This window comes from Sphingobium sp., assembly GCA_023266575.1.
Taxonomy (GTDB): Bacteria; Pseudomonadota; Alphaproteobacteria; order Sphingomonadales; family Sphingomonadaceae; genus Sphingobium.
On sequence record JAHFPV010000001.1, the window covers coordinates 193144 to 208890 of the forward strand.

The window sequence follows — 15747 nt, forward strand, 5'->3', positions numbered from 1 at the left end:
TCAACTCCTGAGGAATTTGAGAACGACGCGGTTGAAATTGTCAGGATCAGTCACGTTGCAGGCATGACCGCCCCAATCGAACGTGGCAGTCCGGGCGTGCGCAACCGGCTGGGCGAGATCGAGCGCGGTGGCGAACGGCACGAGGAAGTCGTCGCGGGTGGCAATGACGAGCAGCTTTTCGAGCGTCGACAGCCCCGCAGGACAGGGCGCATAGGCCTGAACGGCGGCGATGCGCTTGGCCATCGTCTCGACGCCCGGAAAAGCCGCGAGATGGTGTTCAAGGTCAGCCGTCAGCTCTTCGTCATGAGCCGCAATCCAGTCGGGCGGATAGAGGAAAAGCGGCTGCGCTTCGAGAAAGGCCCGTTCGCCAGCGCCATGCAGCAATGCGAGGCGGGCGGCGAAACAGCGCCGCGTATGGGGAGATAACAAGCGCCAGCCGTTGATGACGACCAACCGGTCGATCCGCCCCGTACGGATAGCGGTTTCGACGCCGATGGCTCCGCCCAGCGCATGGCCGATGCAATGCGCACGCCCGATGCCGAGGGCATCCATCAGCGCGATCATGTCGCTTGCCATGTCCTCGACCGATATAGTGTCGGCAAGCGCGCGGTCGCTGCGGCCGGTGCCGCGATGGTCATAGGCGATGACGCGAAAATGCGCAGCCAGCGCCGGCAGGTTCGGCGCCCAGTAGGTCGCCGAACCGCCAAGGCCGCTCGACAATATCAGCGGTGGCGCATCCGCGCTCCCATGGGTTTCGTAGTAAAGCCCTGCCGCCTCAGCCAAGATGGGCGACCGAGGCGATCTCGACCAGGCAGTCGGGCTTTACCAGTTCGCATTTGATGCAGTAGCGCGCTGGCTTGTCGCCCGGAAAATACTCGGCATAGACCGCGTTGAAAGCGGCATAATCGTTGAGGTCCTTGAGGAAGATATGGTTCATGGCAATGTCCGCCATTGTGCCACCCGCCGCCTCGACCGTGATCTTGATGACGTCCAGCACATGGCGCGTCTGCGCGGCGGCATCGCCGATATGCAGCACCGCTCCACCCTCTCCAAGTGCCAATACGCCCGACACATAGACCGTGTTGCCCGCTTTGGCCCCGGCTGAATAGGGCGCGATGGGCTTGGGAAATTGCGGCGGATTGATCGGTTCGAAAGGCATCAGGCCTCCTTCTTAGGCAGTTGGCCGACAGCGGTGCGGAAATCGGCGACACTGCTTACCCAGCCGAAGAATGTCTCGACATTGTAGAGGCTGGCTTCGCGGATGAAGTCCGGCCCCAGATGATGCACTGCGTCCTCCAGCAGCACGCCAAAATATTCGAGGTGGAAGCCGTCGCGCAGGGTCGATTCGACGCAGACATTGGTGGCGATGCCAGTGAAGATCAGCGTGCGGATGCCGCGTGCCCGCAGCACGGAATCGAGCTGCGAGTTGAAGAAGGCGGAATAGCGCGGTTTGTGCACGCGCAGGTCGCCCTCCTGCACATGCAAGCCATCCACAAGGTCATAGTCCCATCCACCGCGCGCTAGGAACTTGCCGGCCAGCTCGGGTCGCGCCCGCATGGTCTTTAGCGCATTGGATTTGTGCCAGTTTGGCGAGAGCGCCGTGCCTGCCTCGACATAGTGGGAATCCCAGCCATTCTGCAGGAACACCACCGGCATACCCGCTGCGCGCGCAATATCGACGACTTCGGCAATCTTTGGGATCACACCCGCCGCCGGGCCGGTATCGAAGCCAGCCTCGTCCACATAGCCGCCCTCGCTGGCATAGGCGTTCTGCATATCCACGACGATGACTGCCGTCGTCGCGGCATCGAGACGGATCGCTTCAGGCCGCGCCAGGAGCACCACAGAGGGGCCGGAACGGAAAGGCGCTGGATCGACGATAACTTCGTTCACTCGCGCAGGATTGAGCAAATGCATCCAGTGGTCAAGCCGAGTGCGCCCATTTGCTCGACCCAACCAGAATGATCATTACCAACCATTCATCGCCTTGGCGGCCAAAGCTGACCGACAACTCCACTATTGAGTTGGCGCTGGTTCAAGCCATCCGCGATAATGGACCAGTCGCCCAATCAACGGCAGGGCGATCGGTACATCGAAGTGGAAGCGACCGCCTTCCGCCCATTCCCGTGCGTTGGAGCGTGGGGCCAGCCATTTCGGCAGGGGCAATGGTCCAAGCCACCACCGCCGCATCACCATGCGCAATCCCTGGTCGTCGCTCGGCAGGTCGAAGGCGAAGCGCAGCGGGCCGAACCGTTCGACAAGCCATCCATTGCGCTGGCTGAGTTGGCTTCGGAAGCGCCGTCCGCTGAAATCGCGTGTCTAGGTCTCTCGGCCGTCGGCTTGAGCCGGCCTGAACCCGGCAGTTGGATATGCCTGTCGCCGTACAGCCGAAGTGCCGAGCGAGGGATAGAGAAACACGCAGAAAATAGCCGCGCGGTCATTGTCGCGGCCCTGACTGTCTTCATACGCTCACCTGCGCCGGAGTCTCTTGCCCCGGCGCAGGCCGCGTGATCAGAATTTGTAACCCAGCGTCATGCCATAGGTGCGCGGCGGCAGGTAGGTGACGCCGATGATGCGGCCGGTGGAGATCGCAAAGGTGCTGCTTTCGCGCAGCGTGTTGTTGATATTCTTGATCCACAACGACGCCGTCACCGTGTCCGTCCGGTCGATCCAGCGCAGCGATGCGTCGAACATCGTATAGGCGCGGGTGCCTTCGACCAGCCGCTTGAACTCGGTGAAATAGACATTGCTCTTGCCCGACATGTCGCCGCTCAGCGTCAGCGTGCCGGTCTCGGTCAGGACCGGCAGGTCCACCTCTATCCCGGCACTATAGGCCCATGTCGGCGAATTGCGCGTCGGGTTGCCCGCCAGCTGGATGTTGCACGGCGCGTTGGCGTTGAGCGCACCGGGGCCGCATGGCGCGCCAAAGGCCGTCGGATCGGGATTGGTGACGGGGTTATAGGCAGGCTGCCCCGCCTGCGCGACGTTGACGGGGTTCAATGGATCGACCGTGATGAAGTCGTCATATTTGCTGTCGGTGTAGGACACGGAGCCACGCAGGCGCACGCCATCGACCGGGCGGGCCATCAGGTCCGCCTCGACACCGGTGGCCGACGTCTTGGCCGCATTTTCAAAGATGGTGGTAAAGCCCGCAGGTCCGCCGCCGATCGTCTTGTTGATCTGCAAATCGTCCAGCTTGTAATGATAGGCCGCCAGATTGATCTGCAAGCGCCGGTCGAGCAGTTCAGCCTTGATACCCAGTTCGTGGTTCTTCATCTTTTCCGGCCGCACGATCGTGGTGCTGCCCGCGGCATTCTCGCCCGACCCGGCCTTGAAGCCTTCCGAATAGGTATAATAGAGCAGCAGGTCGCGGTTGGGCTGCCATTGCAGGCCGATTTCCGGGGTGAAATCCTTGAACGTCTTTTCGCGGTAGGTGCCTGCGACCGTCGTCTTGCGCACCTGCGCCACGGCGGGATTGCCGTTGGCGGTCAGGATGATCGACGGGTTGGCGCTGTCGACCTTTTCATGGCTGTAGCGGCCGCCCAGTTTCAGCGACACGCCGTTCAGGCCAAACGCCTCGCCCATGTCGAAATTCAGCTGCCCGAACGCGGCATAGGCGCGGGTGCCCAAGCTGGATTTCAGGCAGACGCGGTTGGGCGACGTCCCGGCCGGGAAGTTGCACATCGCCAGCGCTTCGGCCAGCGTCACGGAACCCACAGGCGCTGCGACATTGTCGACGAAGGTTGGCCGCGTCGCCAGCACGGTGATATTTGATGCCAGGTCGTTGGTCGAACTCAGGCCAACCTGATCGCGCGGACGCTGCCGCTCATGGAAATAATAAAGGCCGACGACACCTTTCACGATGGCGCTGTCATATTTGAATTGCAGCTCGTTGCTGAACTGCTGCGCATCGATAGTGCGGGTCTGGATCGACGTCGAATTGGGCAGGGTGGCGACCAGCGCCGATCCGTCGAGATCCTGAATGAGCTGCGTCTTGAAATCGCGATAATTGGTGATGTTGCCAATGCTGAAAGCGTCGCTCAGCTCGATATTGAGCGTGCCGGTAACCGAATAGCTTGTGGTGTCGACCGAGGGCGGCTCGTCGCTGCCGAGATCGCGCGGGTTGGTGGCAAAGCCGCCCGTGCCGGTGGGGGCCAGCCGGGGGACGCCGGGAAAGGCAGGGCCGCGATAATGGACTGCGCCGCTATTGTCATTCTGGCGGAAATATTCGCCCGACAGCAGAAAATCCACCTTGTCCGATGCGATCAGATGGACCTGCCCACGGACCATATAGCGGAACAGGTCATCGACATCGCTGCCGCCCTTGAACGGATTGCCGCCATAGCCATCGCGCGCCTCGACCTTGCCCGCCAGACGGAAGCGGATGGCATCGACGATCGGGCCACCGACCGCGGCTTCGGCGGTCATGGCATTATAATTGCCATAGCCGATGCGGGCATAGCCGGCGAAATCTGCGGTCGGTTTGGCGGTGATCAGGTTGATCGAACCGCCAACCGCGTTGCGGCCATAGAGGCTGCCCTGCGGCCCGCGCAGTACTTCGACCCGCTCCAGATCGAACAGCGACGTCAGCTGCGCTTCGGCACGGGCGACATAGGCACCATCGACATGCAGCGCGACGCCAGTGCTGGACCCGGTCGTGGAAGTATTGGCACCCACGCCGCGAATGAACACCTTGGCCTGATTGAAGTCATTGCCGAAGGTGACCGATGGCACCAGCTGCTGGATGTCCTGCAAATTGCTGACCCCAGCATTGGCCAGCTGATCCCCGCTGACCGCCGACACCGCGACGCTGACGTCCTGCAAGGACTGGCTGCGTTTTTGCGCGGTGACGATGATGTCCATGCCGTCGGTTTGCGCCTGAACAAGGGAGCTCAGCCCGATGCTGGAAACCGATGCGAACAAGGCGCACATGGCGCGCGCATTGATGGATGCTTTCAAAGCGTCTCTCCCTGGAACCGGACATCGTGAAAATGTGTCCTGGGAATACAATTAGCACGGTGTGTTGGTGCGCACAATCGGCCCCATCACCTGTCTTTAGGATCATGTGGCTTATTAGCCACTATCGCCTCTAGCGCCGTCAGGATCGGCGGCAGTGCCTGGCTCAATCCTTGCGCGCGCGGGCTGAACAGCAGGCCGATCATGCGCCGCGCGCCGAAGTCCTTGAGCGCCGCGCGCGCCATGCCCGGCCAGCCATAGCCCATCGGCATCACCGTCACGCCCAGCCCGGCTGCGACCATCTGCATCACCCGCTCGTCATTGGTCGCGCGAAAGGCGAAATGCGGGCGCACCCCGCGATCGACGAAATAGCGGCTGGTCGCCGACAGCGCCTCGCAATGGCGCCGCACGATCATCACTTCGCCCGCCAGTGCCTCCGCCGCGATCATGGCTCGCCCGGCCAGTGCATGGCTGGCGGGCAGGGCCAGGCCATAGCCTTCCTCCGCGATCGCGCGCGCCGCATAGCGATCCGCCCCGTCGCGCACCAGGGTCAGCGCCACGTCGATCCGCTCCGCGTCCAGCCGCGCCAGCAACTCGCGCTCGGTCCCCGGCACCAGTTCCAGCGCCTGCGCATCGCCGGGCACGCAACCCGCCACCGCCTGCGCCACCAGCGCGCCGGGGATGCTGGTCAGCAACCCGATGCGCAGCGGCGCGCCCTCCGCCGATCGCGCGCCTGCCTGCTCGGCCAGGTTGAACTCCCGCTCGATCCGCCGCGCATGGCCCAGCAGCCGCGCCCCCGCGCCGGTCAGCTCGACCCGCTGGTTGCTGCGCAGGAAGAGCGGCGCGCCGACCGTCTGCTCCAGCTTGGCGATGCCCACCGACAGGGTCGGCTGCGACACATGGCAATGCGCCGCCGCACGGGAAAAATTGCCCTGGTCGACCACGGCCAGGAAATAGCGCAGCAGATAGCGTTCGATCATAGATATAAACTATACACTATGCCGCGCCCTTTCAATTTTTCTCTTGGACTGCCAGCCGCTAGGATAGGGACAATGGAGAGATGCCAATGACCGATTTCGATTTTGCCCTGGGCGAGACTGCGGACATGATCCGCGACACCACCCGCCGCTTCGCCGATGACCGCATCGCCCCGCTGGCCGGCCGTATCGACGCGGAGGACTGGTTCCCCCGCACGCTCTGGCCCGAAATGGGCGCGCTCGGCCTGCACGGCATTACTGTGGACGAAGCGGACGGTGGCCTTGGCCTTGGCTATCTGGAGCATGTCGTCGCGCAGGAGGAAGTCGCCCGCGCGTCCGCCTCCATAGGTTTGAGCTATGGCGCCCATTCCAACCTTTGCGTCAACCAGATCCGCCGCTGGGGCAATGCCGAGCAAAAGGCGCGCTACCTCCCCAAACTCATATCCGGTGAGCATGTCGGCAGCCTCGCCATGTCGGAAGCAGGCGCGGGGTCGGACGTTATGGCAATGAAGCTGCGTGCCGATAAAAAGGGCGATCGCTATATCCTGAACGGCACCAAATTTTGGATCACCAACGCATCGGAAGCCGACACTTTGGTCGTCTATGCCCGCACTGGCGAGGGATCGAAGGGGATCACCACCTTCCTCATCGAAAAATCCATGCCGGGCTTCTCGATCGGGCAAAAGATCGACAAGGTCGGGATGCGCGGATCACCCACCGCCGAACTGGTGTTCGACGATTGCGCCGTGCCGGAAGAGAATATCATGGGGCCGCTGAACGGCGGCGCGGGCGTGCTGATGTCGGGCCTCGACTATGAACGCACCGTGCTGGCGGGCATCCAGCTTGGCATCATGCAGGCCTGCCTCGACGTCGTGCTACCCTATGTCCGCGAACGCCAGCAATTTGGCAAACCGATCGGCGCATTCCAGCTGATGCAGGCCAAGATCGCCGATATGTATGTCGCCCTCAACAGCGCGCGCGCCTATGTCTATGCCGTCGCCAGAGCGTGCGACGCGGGCCGCACCACCCGCTATGACGCGGCCGGCGCGATCCTGCTGGCCAGCGAAAATGCGGTGAAGGTCGCGCTTGAAGCCGTGCAGGCGCTGGGCGGCGCGGGCTATACGAAGGACTGGCCAGTCGAACGCTTCATGCGCGACGCCAAGCTGCTCGACATTGGCGCAGGCACAAACGAAATCCGCCGCATGTTGATCGGCCGGGAACTGCTGAACGCATGAATCACGGCTTGCCCACGAACAGGAATGCGACTCCCGCCATGATGCAGGCGAAGGCGGCGAAATGGCGCCAGTGCAGCGGTTCGCCCAGCACCACGACCATGAACCCGCCGAAGATCACCAGGGCGATGGCTTCCTGTGCGACTTTGAGTTGCCCCGCCGACCAGCCATGGGCAAAGCCGATGCGATTGGCGGGCACGGCAAAACAATATTCGACCAGCGCGATGCCCCAGCTGATCAGGATGACCAGTATCAGCGGCTTGGTCATCCCGCCTTTCAAATGCCAGTACCAGGCGACGGTCATGAAGAGGTTTGAAATGACGAGGAGAGCGATGGTGGGCATGAACAGCCTCGAACAGGGCAGGGGGCTACCCTGTGGCATCACCGGGCGCGGGAGCGCAAGGGCATGATTGCGCCGGTCCTCGACACGAAATTGTCCCCCGACAGCGAAGCCTTCCGCAGCAATGCCGCGCACAACCGCGCGCTGGCCGACGAATTGCGCGCCAAGGTCGCCGCCGCAGCCGCAGGCGGCTCGGCCAGCGCCCGCGACAAGCATACCGCACGCGGCAAACTCCTCCCCCGCGACCGCGTCGAGCGCCTGCTCGATCCCGGCTCGCCCTTCCTGGAAATCGGCCAGCTTGCCGCCAATGGCCTTTATGGCGATGAAGTTCCCGGCGCGGGCCTGATCGCCGGGATCGGCCGCGTCGCGGGTCGTCAGGTCATGATCGGCTGCAACGACGCCACGGTAAAGGGCGGCACTTACTACCCCGTCACCGTGAAGAAGCATCTGCGCGCGCAGGAAATCGCGCTCGAAAACCGGCTGCCCTGCATCTATCTGGTCGACAGTGGCGGTGCGAACCTGCCCAATCAGGCGGAGGTATTCCCCGATCGCGACCATTTCGGCCGCATCTTCTATAATCAGGCGAACCTGTCGGCGCAGGGCATCCCCCAGATCGCCTGCGTCATGGGCAGCTGCACCGCGGGCGGCGCTTACGTCCCTGCCATGTCCGACGAAACCGTCATCGTCCGCAATCAGGGGACGATCTTCCTGGCCGGTCCACCGCTGGTGCAGGCCGCAACCGGTGAAGTCATCACGGCGGAAGATCTGGGCGGCGGCGACCTGCATGGCCGCAAGTCGGGCGTGGTCGATCATGTCGCCGACAGCGACGATCATGCGCTCACCATCGTGCGCGACATCGTTTCGACCCTGCAACCCGACCGCAAGCCGGACCTCAACCTGCGCGAACCCCGCCCGCCCAAATATGATGCGGGCGATCTTTACGGCATCATCCCTGATGATGTCCGCGCCCCCTATGACGTGCGCGAAATCATCGCGCGGATCGTGGACGGCAGCGAATTTCACGAATTCAAGCCGCTCTACGGCACCACGCTCGTCTGCGGCTTCGCCCATATCTGGGGAATGCCGGTCGCCATCCTCGCCAATAACGGCGTCCTGTTCAGCGAAAGCGCACAGAAGGGCGCGCATTTCATCGAACTCGCCTGCCAGCGACGCATCCCCTTGCTCTTCCTCCAGAATATCTCCGGCTTCATGGTCGGCGGCAAATATGAGGCCGAGGGGATCGCCAAACATGGCGCCAAACTCGTCACCGCCGTCGCCACCGCGCAGGTGCCCAAAATCACCGTCTTGATCGGCGGCAGTTTCGGCGCAGGCAATTACGGCATGTGCGGTAGAGCCTACCAACCCCGCTTCCTCTTCACCTGGCCCAATGCCCGCATCAGCGTGATGGGCGGCGAACAGGCCGCATCCGTCCTGGCCACCGTCCACCGCGACGCGGCCAAATGGACGCCGGAAGAAGCCGAAGCCTTCAAGGCCCCCGTCCGCCAGAAGTATGAAGAAGAAGGCAACCCCTATTACGCCACCGCCCGCCTCTGGGACGACGGCGTCATCGACCCGGCGCAAACCCGCGACGTGCTGGGCCTGGCCTTCGCCGCCGCGCTGAACGCCCCGGTGGCTGAGAGGGCGCAATTCGGCGTATTTCGGATGTGATGGGGGTGGGGCAGGACAACGCCATACCTCCCCGGAACGGGGAGGGGGACCGCCCGAAGGGTGGTGGAGGGGTATTCAACACCACCTCCGCGACGATCAGGATGGCAAGGCGCGAACGACGCTCCGGCAATCTTCCCGAAGTGATACTGTGGCGCGCGTTGCGTCAGCGCCCCGGCGGCTTCAAATTCCGCCGCCAACACCCGATAGGCCCATATAGTTTGGACTTCGCCTGCCTGTCCGCGAGGCTTGCCATCGAAATCGACGGCGAAGTTCATAATCGCGGCGATCAACCGAAGAACGATGCCGTCCGCGATGCCCATATGCGCGAGCGCGGGTTCGACACAATCCGCATTCCCGCCAGAGAAGTCCTGCACTCGGTCGACATGGTCGTCATCGCCATTGTCTCCGCGTGCCGTGAGCGCCAACCCCTCCACCAGCCTTCGGCTGGTCCCCCTCCCCGTTCCGGGGAGGTAGAAGGACGCCTGCCATGATCCAATCCCTCCTCATCGCCAATCGCGGCGAAATCGCCTGCCGCATCATCCGCACCGCACGCGCGATGGGCATCCGCACCGTCGCCGTATACTCTGATGCCGACGCGACGGCGCTCCATGTCCGCTCCGCCGACGAAGCCGTCCATATCGGCCCGTCCCCGGTGCGCGAATCCTACCTGCTGGGCGACCGCATCATCGCCGCCGCCCAGCAAACCGGCGCGCAGGCGATCCACCCCGGCTACGGCTTCCTGTCCGAAAATGCCGAATTCGCGCAGGCGGTGATCGACGCAGGGCTGATCTGGGTCGGTCCCAACCCGTCCTCCATCACCGCCATGGGCCTGAAAGACGCGGCCAAGCAACTGATGCAGGATGCAGGCGTCCCCACCACGCCCGGCTATCTCGGCGCGGACCAGTCCCCCGCCCATTTGGCGGCCCAGGCCGACGCCATCGGCTATCCCGTCTTGATCAAGGCGGTCGCGGGCGGCGGCGGCAAGGGGATGCGCAAGGTCGATGCCCCCGCCGATTTCGCCGACGCGCTTGCCTCCTGCCAGCGCGAAGCCGCATCCAGCTTCGGCAACGACCATGTCCTGCTCGAAAAATGGGTCACCAACCCGCGCCATATCGAGGTGCAGGTCTTTGGCGACACGCACGGCAATGTCGTCCACCTGTTCGAGCGCGACTGCTCGCTCCAGCGCCGCCATCAGAAGGTGATCGAGGAAGCGCCGGCACCCGGCATGGACGCCGCCACCCGCGAAGCCATCTGCTCCGCCGCCGTCCGCGCCGCCAAGGCGGTGGACTATGTTGGCGCAGGCACGATCGAGTTCATCGCTGATGGATCGGAAGGCCTGCGCGGGGACCGCATCTGGTTCATGGAAATGAACACCCGGCTTCAGGTGGAACATCCCGTGACCGAAGAAATCACCGGCGTCGATCTGGTCGAATGGCAACTGCGCGTCGCATCGGGCAAACCGCTCCCGCTGGCGCAGGATCAGCTCAGCATCAACGGCCACGCCATGGAAGCGCGGCTTTATGCGGAAGATCCGATCAAGGGCTTCCTGCCGTCCATCGGTCGCCTCGACACGTTCGACCTGGGCGAAGGGTGTCGTATCGACACTGGCGTAGGGCAGGGGGCGGAGATTTCGCCCTTCTACGACCCGATGATCGCCAAGATGATCGCTCATGGCGCGACCCGTGATGAAGCCCGCGAAACCCTCGCCGCTGCGCTCGACGATACCGCCATCTGGCCGCTCAAGACCAATGCCGGTTTCCTCGTCAAGGCGCTGGAGCATCCCGATTTCATCGCCGCCCAGCTCGACACCGGGCTGATCGGGCGCGAGGGCGACGCTTTGATGCCGCCCCATCATCCCGATGCCGAAGCGCTGGCCGACGCGGCGGCTGCGCTGACGCCGGGCGGGGTGCTGGCGGGCTTCCGTCTCAACGCGCCGGTGCGCGCAGAGGCACCCTTCCTGCTTGACGGCGAGACCGTCACCATCGCCTTCGATCCGCGCGGTGGGGAAGCTGATCCCAACCATGAGGATGTGCTGATTGCACAGGCGGGTCAGGTTTGGCGGCTGGCCCCATGGCGCGCCAACGGCGGCGCAGGCGGCGCAGCCTCCGACGGCGCAATCCTCTCCCCCATGCCCGGCCGCATCATCGCCGTGTCGGTCGCCGCGGGCGACGCAGTGGTCAAGGGTCAGAAGCTGCTGACGCTGGAAGCCATGAAAATGGAACACAGCCTCATCGCCCCCTTCGACGGCACCGTGGCCGAACTCAACGCCAGCGAAGGCGGACAGGTGAGCGAAGGCGTGCTGCTGGCGAAGATCGAGAAGGCAGAGGGGTAGGCGAGATCACACCACTCCCGTTCGTCCTGAGCAGCCGCTGAGCTTGTCGAAGTGGCGTATCGAAGGATTGCGCGGGGTACTTCGATACGAGCCTTCGACAAGCTCAATCCCTACTCAGCACGAACGGATATGATTGATCGCATCCATACCATCACCCGCCTGTCCTACCGAACTTCCATCTGCTATAACCAACTGTAATCAATAAACTTTCGATATATTCCCACGCATCATATGGGCGAAGATCGAAAAGTTGGAGCCAAGAGGGGGCAAAAATGGCCGGACGTTATTTCGACCAGTGGACCATCGGTGACAGTATCGCCCACGAAATCCGCCGCACCGTGACGGAGACGGACAATCTCCTCTTCACGACGATGACCCATAATCCCCAGCCGCTTCACCTTGACGCGGAAGCGGCCAAAGCCTCGGAATTCGGCCAGATTCTCGTCAATGGCACTTTCACCTTCGCGCTGATGATCGGCCTTTCGGTGGGCGACACGACGCTCAGCACGCTGGTCGCAAATCTGGGTTATGACAAGCTCGTCATGCCAAAGCCGGTCTTCATCGGCGACACCATGCGATGCGAATCCGAAGTCACGGACCTGAAGGAAAGCCGGTCCCGCCCGGACGCGGGAATCGTCACTTTCACCCATCGCCTGATCAATCAGCGCGACGAAATCACCTGCCAATGCCTGCGCATGGCGCTGCTTAAGAAGGCGACGGCCTGAGCGATGTTCGGGCGGTCCATGGCCAATATTTTGCGCAAAAGACCGTTGCCAGCCCGATTTCCCTCGCCTATAGCCGCGCACGTCGGGGCCTTAGCTCAGCTGGGAGAGCGCGTCGTTCGCAATGACGAGGTCAGCGGTTCGATCCCGCTAGGCTCCACCACCATTCCAGAAAAGCCGGATTTCGCGCATCAGCGAAGTCCGGCTTTTCCCGTTGGTCTCCGGCTCCAGTCCGGCGGCAATGGCCCTTCTCCGGTCGGCTCTGCCGCACTAGACCGGCAGCAATAGAGGGATCAGTCCATGTCCAACGCGCCTTTCGCCATCACCGCCCAAGACGTCGCCGACGCCGCCCGCATCATCGCGCCCGCCGCCATCGTCACGCCCCTGCTGGAAAATGCGGCTCTGAACGCTTTGGTCGGCCGCCGGGTTTTCCTGAAGTTCGAGGGCGCGCAACATACCGGATCGTTCAAATTCCGCGGCGCCTATAACCGCCTCGCCCGGCTGAACGCAGCGGAACGCGCGGCGGGCGTCGTCGCCTGGTCATCGGGCAATCATGCCCAGGGCATCGCCGCTGCCGCCCGCCTGCTCGGCATCCCGGCGACCATCGTGATGCCCGCTGACGCGCCCGCGATCAAGCTGGCCAATACCCGCGCACTGGGCGCTGATGTCATAACCTATGACCGCCATCGCGACAGCCGTGAAGCCATAGCAGCCGAACTGGCGGGCGAGCGCGGCGCGACCATCGTGCCGTCCTTCGACGATCCTTTCATCATCGCGGGGCAGGGGACCGCGGGGCTGGAAATCATGGCGCAGGCGCAAGCGGCGGGCGCTTCGGTAGGGCAGATACTCGTCTGCTGCGGCGGCGGTGGCCTGACCGCCGGAATCGCAACGGCGGTGAAAGCCCAGTCACCCGACACCGCCATCTACAGCGTTGAACCACGCGACTTTGACGACACCGCCCGATCGCTGCGCAGCGGCGTGCGCGAACAGGTCGCCCCCGGCGCACGCTCCATCTGCGACGCTTTGCTCTCGCCCAGCCCCGGCGAACTGACCCTGCCGATCATGCGGGCGCTGGTGACCGATGGCCTGACCGTCAGCGACGATCAGGTGCGCGATGCGATGCGCTTTGCCTTCTCCACGCTCAAGCTGGTGGTCGAACCGGGTGGTGCCGTCGCGCTGGCGGCGATGCTGGCGGGGCTTGCGCCGCCTTGCGACGGGGCGAGCGTCGTCGTCATGTCAGGCAGCAATGTCGATCCGGCGATGTTTGCGCAGATCATCGCCCAATGATCGACCCGCGCGCCATCCGCACTTTCCTGGCTGTTGTGCGCAGCAATTCGATCAGCGGCGGCGCGCGCCTGCTCAACATATCGCAGCCGTCCGTATCCAACGCCATCGCCCAGCTGGAACAGACGCTCGGCGTGTCCCTGTTCGAACGCTCGCGCAGCGGCATCCTCCTGACACCGGAGGGCGAAGCGCTGCTGCGGCGCGCGGAATCGATCGACAGCCTGCTGCGCGATGCGGAGGCGGAGGTGAAGCTGGCGAGTGCGGGCGTCGCCGGGCCGCTGCGCGTGGGTGGCACGCCCGGCGCGCTGGTCAGCCTGCTGCCCGATGCGGTTCGGCGGCTGGAGGAGCAATTCGGCCAGTTTGCGCTGCATGTGGTGGAACGGCCCGACCATGATCTTGCCGCGATGCTGCACCGGGGAGAAATCGAACTGGCCTTCGTCACCACCGGAATAGAGGAGCCGCCGGAGGGGATAGAGGAACGCACCTTCTCTCGCGATCCTTTCGCGCTGATCGTCGGACGGCAGAATGATCATCTGCCCGCGCGCGTCTCCCTGCGCGAGATGAAGGCGATGCGCTGGGTGCTGCCCGAAGCGCGCGGCGCATTCCGGCGGCAGATCGATGCGCTGTTCATGGCCGCCAACGTGCCCGCGCCGCAGGACATCATCCGCTGCGATTCCCTGCTGACGACCAAGGCGCTGGTGCGGGGCAGCCGCCGCGTGACGATATTGCCGATGCAGGTGGCGTCGGCAGAACTGTCGATCGGCGTACTGCGCGCGATTCCCATCGAGGAAGCGCAATTCCCCCGCGCGATCGGTGTCCGGCAGGTGGCCGGGCGACGGCTGTCGCGGCTGGGCGCGGCGCTGCTCGATGTGCTTATCCATAGCTCCAAGCTATGACATTGCCAAAAATCATTATTTTTGTTGTGGATCAAATTGCGTCATAAGAAACGCCAACAAAGAGGCTTTCGGGAGAGCGCGCCGTGCGGCAACTGATCCGCAACATCAGCATATTCGACGGCACCGGCAGCGCCCCCGCGCCCGGCGCGGTCCTGATCGACGGCGACCGCATCGCGGCTGTGCTGGGCGACGACGCTGACATTGTCCAGCTCACTGTCGACAGCGTGATCGACGGGCAGGGCTGTACGCTGATGCCCGGCATGGTTGATTCCCACACCCACCTGACCTGGGGCAGCTCGGTCGAAAAAATCTACCACCAGTTCATCCTGCCCGCTGACGAGCTCAAGGTCGCAGCATGGCGCAATGCCCGCGTGCTGCTCGACCATGGTTTCACCAGCGCCTATTCGGCGGGCGCACTGGGCGATCATATCGAACCTGAACTCGCCCGCGCCATTGCAGCGGGCGAAACCCCCGGCCCGCGCCTCGTCCCCTCGACGCTGGAACGCAGCCCGGAAGGCGAAGAGGGCGTCGAAACCGGTGACGTATTCAACGGTCGTGGCGCGCAGTCGATGCGCGACTTTGTCGCCTATTGCGCGGATCAGGGTGTCCAGTCGCTCAAGCTGGTGATTTCGGGCGAGGATGCGTTGAAGCCGGGTTCGTCAGGTGATATCCTCTACACGGACGAGGAAATGCAGGCAGCGGGCGAAGCGGCAAAGGAAGCGGGCCTCTGGATCGCCACCCACGCTTATTCACCCCGTGCCATCCAACTGGCTCTCGAAGCCGGTGCGCGCATTCTCTACCATTGCTCCTTCGCTGATGAGGCGGCGATTGACGCCATGGTCGCGCACAAGGACCAGATTTTCTACGCCCCCGGTCCCGGCGTATCGGTCGCTGCGCTGGAAGCGACCCCGCCGCCCCATATCAACATGGCGTCCATGAAGGCGAGCGCCGCCGAGCGGTTGGAGCTGGAAGCGGTGCTGGTGCCGGAACTCAAGCGTCGCGGCGTGCGCGTGCTGATCGGCGGCGACTATGGCTTTCCGTTCAACCCCAATGGCCGCAACGCCCGCGATCTGGAGCATTTCGTTACCCGCTTCGGCTTTACGCCTGCAGAGGCGCTGAGCGCCGCGACGATGCTGGGCGGTCAGCTGATGGGGCTGGATGTGGGCCAGGTGAAGGCCGGCTATCTCGCCGACCTGCTGCTGGTGGATGGCGATCCGACGCAGGACGTCACCATCCTGCAAGACGCCAATCGGATCACAATGATCATGCAGGGCGGCAAGTTGCACAAAGCCCCCGTCACCGAGCCGGTAACGGCCTGATAGCGCCACAAGAAAGACGAT

Annotated in this window: 14 protein-coding genes, 1 tRNA gene and 1 pseudogene; 9 read left to right on the forward strand and 7 right to left on the reverse strand. The window is 63.7% G+C overall.

Annotation, left to right across the window (positions count from 1 at the left end):
- The 6 genes and pseudogenes from rutD to Q0D44_RS01010 form a co-directional block, all read right to left on the reverse strand.
- Window positions 1-783, reverse strand: a complete 783-nt coding sequence (rutD, locus tag Q0D44_RS00985) for a pyrimidine utilization protein D (RefSeq protein WP_294131074.1) — start codon at window positions 781-783, stop codon at window positions 1-3.
- Window positions 776-1159, reverse strand: a complete 384-nt coding sequence (gene rutC, locus Q0D44_RS00990; RefSeq protein WP_294131076.1) for a pyrimidine utilization protein C — start codon at window positions 1157-1159, stop codon at window positions 776-778. Before rutC ends, rutD begins: the two co-directional genes overlap by 8 nt.
- Window positions 1159-1917, reverse strand: a complete 759-nt coding sequence (rutB, locus tag Q0D44_RS00995) for a pyrimidine utilization protein B (RefSeq protein WP_294131077.1) — start codon at window positions 1915-1917, stop codon at window positions 1159-1161. Before rutB ends, rutC begins: the two co-directional genes overlap by 1 nt.
- 99 nt (window positions 1918-2016) lie before the next feature.
- Window positions 2017-2259 (reverse strand): annotated as a pseudogene (locus tag Q0D44_RS17470) (DUF4166 domain-containing protein); the annotation flags it as partial.
- A gap of 252 nt (window positions 2260-2511) precedes the next feature.
- Window positions 2512-4959: a TonB-dependent receptor gene (locus Q0D44_RS01005; RefSeq protein WP_294131083.1), complete on the reverse strand. Its 2448-nt coding sequence runs from the start codon at window positions 4957-4959 to the stop codon at window positions 2512-2514.
- 86 nt (window positions 4960-5045) lie between these two features.
- Window positions 5046-5936, reverse strand: a complete 891-nt coding sequence (locus Q0D44_RS01010) for a LysR family transcriptional regulator (RefSeq protein WP_294131085.1) — start codon at window positions 5934-5936, stop codon at window positions 5046-5048.
- An 86-nt stretch (window positions 5937-6022) separates the two neighbouring features.
- Here Q0D44_RS01010 and Q0D44_RS01015 point away from each other — a divergent pair, with 86 nt between their 5' ends.
- Complete coding sequence (locus tag Q0D44_RS01015; protein WP_294131087.1) at window positions 6023-7168, forward strand: isovaleryl-CoA dehydrogenase; 1146 nt, start codon at window positions 6023-6025, stop codon at window positions 7166-7168.
- A gap of 1 nt (window position 7169) precedes the next feature.
- Here Q0D44_RS01015 and Q0D44_RS01020 read toward each other — a convergent pair whose 3' ends face one another.
- Window positions 7170-7508, reverse strand: coding sequence for a DMT family protein (locus tag Q0D44_RS01020; protein ID WP_294131089.1), 339 nt, complete (start codon window positions 7506-7508; stop codon window positions 7170-7172).
- Between the two features lie 63 nt (window positions 7509-7571).
- On the opposite strand from Q0D44_RS01020, the gene Q0D44_RS01025 reads away from it, so the two are divergent.
- The 8 genes from Q0D44_RS01025 to Q0D44_RS01060 all read left to right on the forward strand — a co-directional run bounded on the left by Q0D44_RS01025 (window position 7572) and on the right by Q0D44_RS01060 (window position 15726).
- Complete coding sequence (locus Q0D44_RS01025) at window positions 7572-9173, forward strand: carboxyl transferase domain-containing protein (protein WP_294131092.1); 1602 nt, start codon at window positions 7572-7574, stop codon at window positions 9171-9173.
- Between the two features lie 101 nt (window positions 9174-9274).
- Window positions 9275-9664 carry a DUF559 domain-containing protein gene (locus Q0D44_RS01030; RefSeq protein WP_294131095.1) on the forward strand — a complete coding sequence of 130 codons (390 nt, stop codon included), beginning with the start codon at window positions 9275-9277 and terminating at the stop codon, window positions 9662-9664.
- Window positions 9661-11505 (forward strand): acetyl/propionyl/methylcrotonyl-CoA carboxylase subunit alpha, encoded by a 1845-nt coding sequence (locus Q0D44_RS01035; protein WP_294131098.1) that lies wholly within the window; start codon window positions 9661-9663, stop codon window positions 11503-11505. The genes Q0D44_RS01030 and Q0D44_RS01035 overlap by 4 nt, the downstream gene beginning before the upstream one ends.
- A 272-nt stretch (window positions 11506-11777) precedes the next feature.
- Entirely contained in the window at window positions 11778-12230 is a 453-nt protein-coding gene (locus Q0D44_RS01040; RefSeq protein WP_294131100.1) for a MaoC family dehydratase, read from the forward strand.
- 84 nt (window positions 12231-12314) lie between these two features.
- Window positions 12315-12390, forward strand: a tRNA-Ala gene (locus Q0D44_RS01045).
- A gap of 137 nt (window positions 12391-12527) precedes the next feature.
- Window positions 12528-13514: a threonine/serine dehydratase gene (locus Q0D44_RS01050; protein ID WP_294131102.1), complete on the forward strand. Its 987-nt coding sequence runs from the start codon at window positions 12528-12530 to the stop codon at window positions 13512-13514.
- The gene (locus Q0D44_RS01055; RefSeq protein ID WP_294131104.1) at window positions 13511-14407 is read left to right on the forward strand and encodes a LysR family transcriptional regulator; all 897 of its coding nucleotides are present in this window, start codon (window positions 13511-13513) and stop codon (window positions 14405-14407) included. The genes Q0D44_RS01050 and Q0D44_RS01055 overlap by 4 nt, the downstream gene beginning before the upstream one ends.
- Before the next feature lie 83 nt (window positions 14408-14490).
- Window positions 14491-15726: an amidohydrolase family protein gene (locus tag Q0D44_RS01060; RefSeq protein WP_294131106.1), complete on the forward strand. Its 1236-nt coding sequence runs from the start codon at window positions 14491-14493 to the stop codon at window positions 15724-15726.
- Window positions 15727-15747 lie beyond the last annotated feature (21 nt).

What these genes read in the sequence shown, in the direction of transcription:
- Q0D44_RS01020 (WP_294131089.1), bottom strand. Translation starts at nt 7,508, where the DNA reads ATGCCCACCATCGCTCTCCTCGTCATTTCAAACCTCTTCATGACCGTC.
- Q0D44_RS01025 (WP_294131092.1), top strand. Translation starts at nt 7,572, where the DNA reads ATGATTGCGCCGGTCCTCGACACGAAATTGTCCCCCGACAGCGAAGCC.
- Q0D44_RS01055 (WP_294131104.1), top strand. Translation starts at nt 13,511, where the DNA reads ATGATCGACCCGCGCGCCATCCGCACTTTCCTGGCTGTTGTGCGCAGC.
- Q0D44_RS01050 (WP_294131102.1), top strand. Translation starts at nt 12,528, where the DNA reads ATGTCCAACGCGCCTTTCGCCATCACCGCCCAAGACGTCGCCGACGCC.
- rutC (WP_294131076.1), bottom strand. Translation starts at nt 1,159, where the DNA reads ATGCCTTTCGAACCGATCAATCCGCCGCAATTTCCCAAGCCCATCGCG.
- Q0D44_RS01015 (WP_294131087.1), top strand. Translation starts at nt 6,023, where the DNA reads ATGACCGATTTCGATTTTGCCCTGGGCGAGACTGCGGACATGATCCGC.
- Q0D44_RS01010 (WP_294131085.1), bottom strand. Translation starts at nt 5,936, where the DNA reads ATGATCGAACGCTATCTGCTGCGCTATTTCCTGGCCGTGGTCGACCAG.
- Q0D44_RS01035 (WP_294131098.1), top strand. Translation starts at nt 9,661, where the DNA reads ATGATCCAATCCCTCCTCATCGCCAATCGCGGCGAAATCGCCTGCCGC.
- rutB (WP_294131077.1), bottom strand. Translation starts at nt 1,917, where the DNA reads ATGCATTTGCTCAATCCTGCGCGAGTGAACGAAGTTATCGTCGATCCA.
- Q0D44_RS01030 (WP_294131095.1), top strand. Translation starts at nt 9,275, where the DNA reads ATGGCAAGGCGCGAACGACGCTCCGGCAATCTTCCCGAAGTGATACTG.
- Q0D44_RS01040 (WP_294131100.1), top strand. Translation starts at nt 11,778, where the DNA reads ATGGCCGGACGTTATTTCGACCAGTGGACCATCGGTGACAGTATCGCC.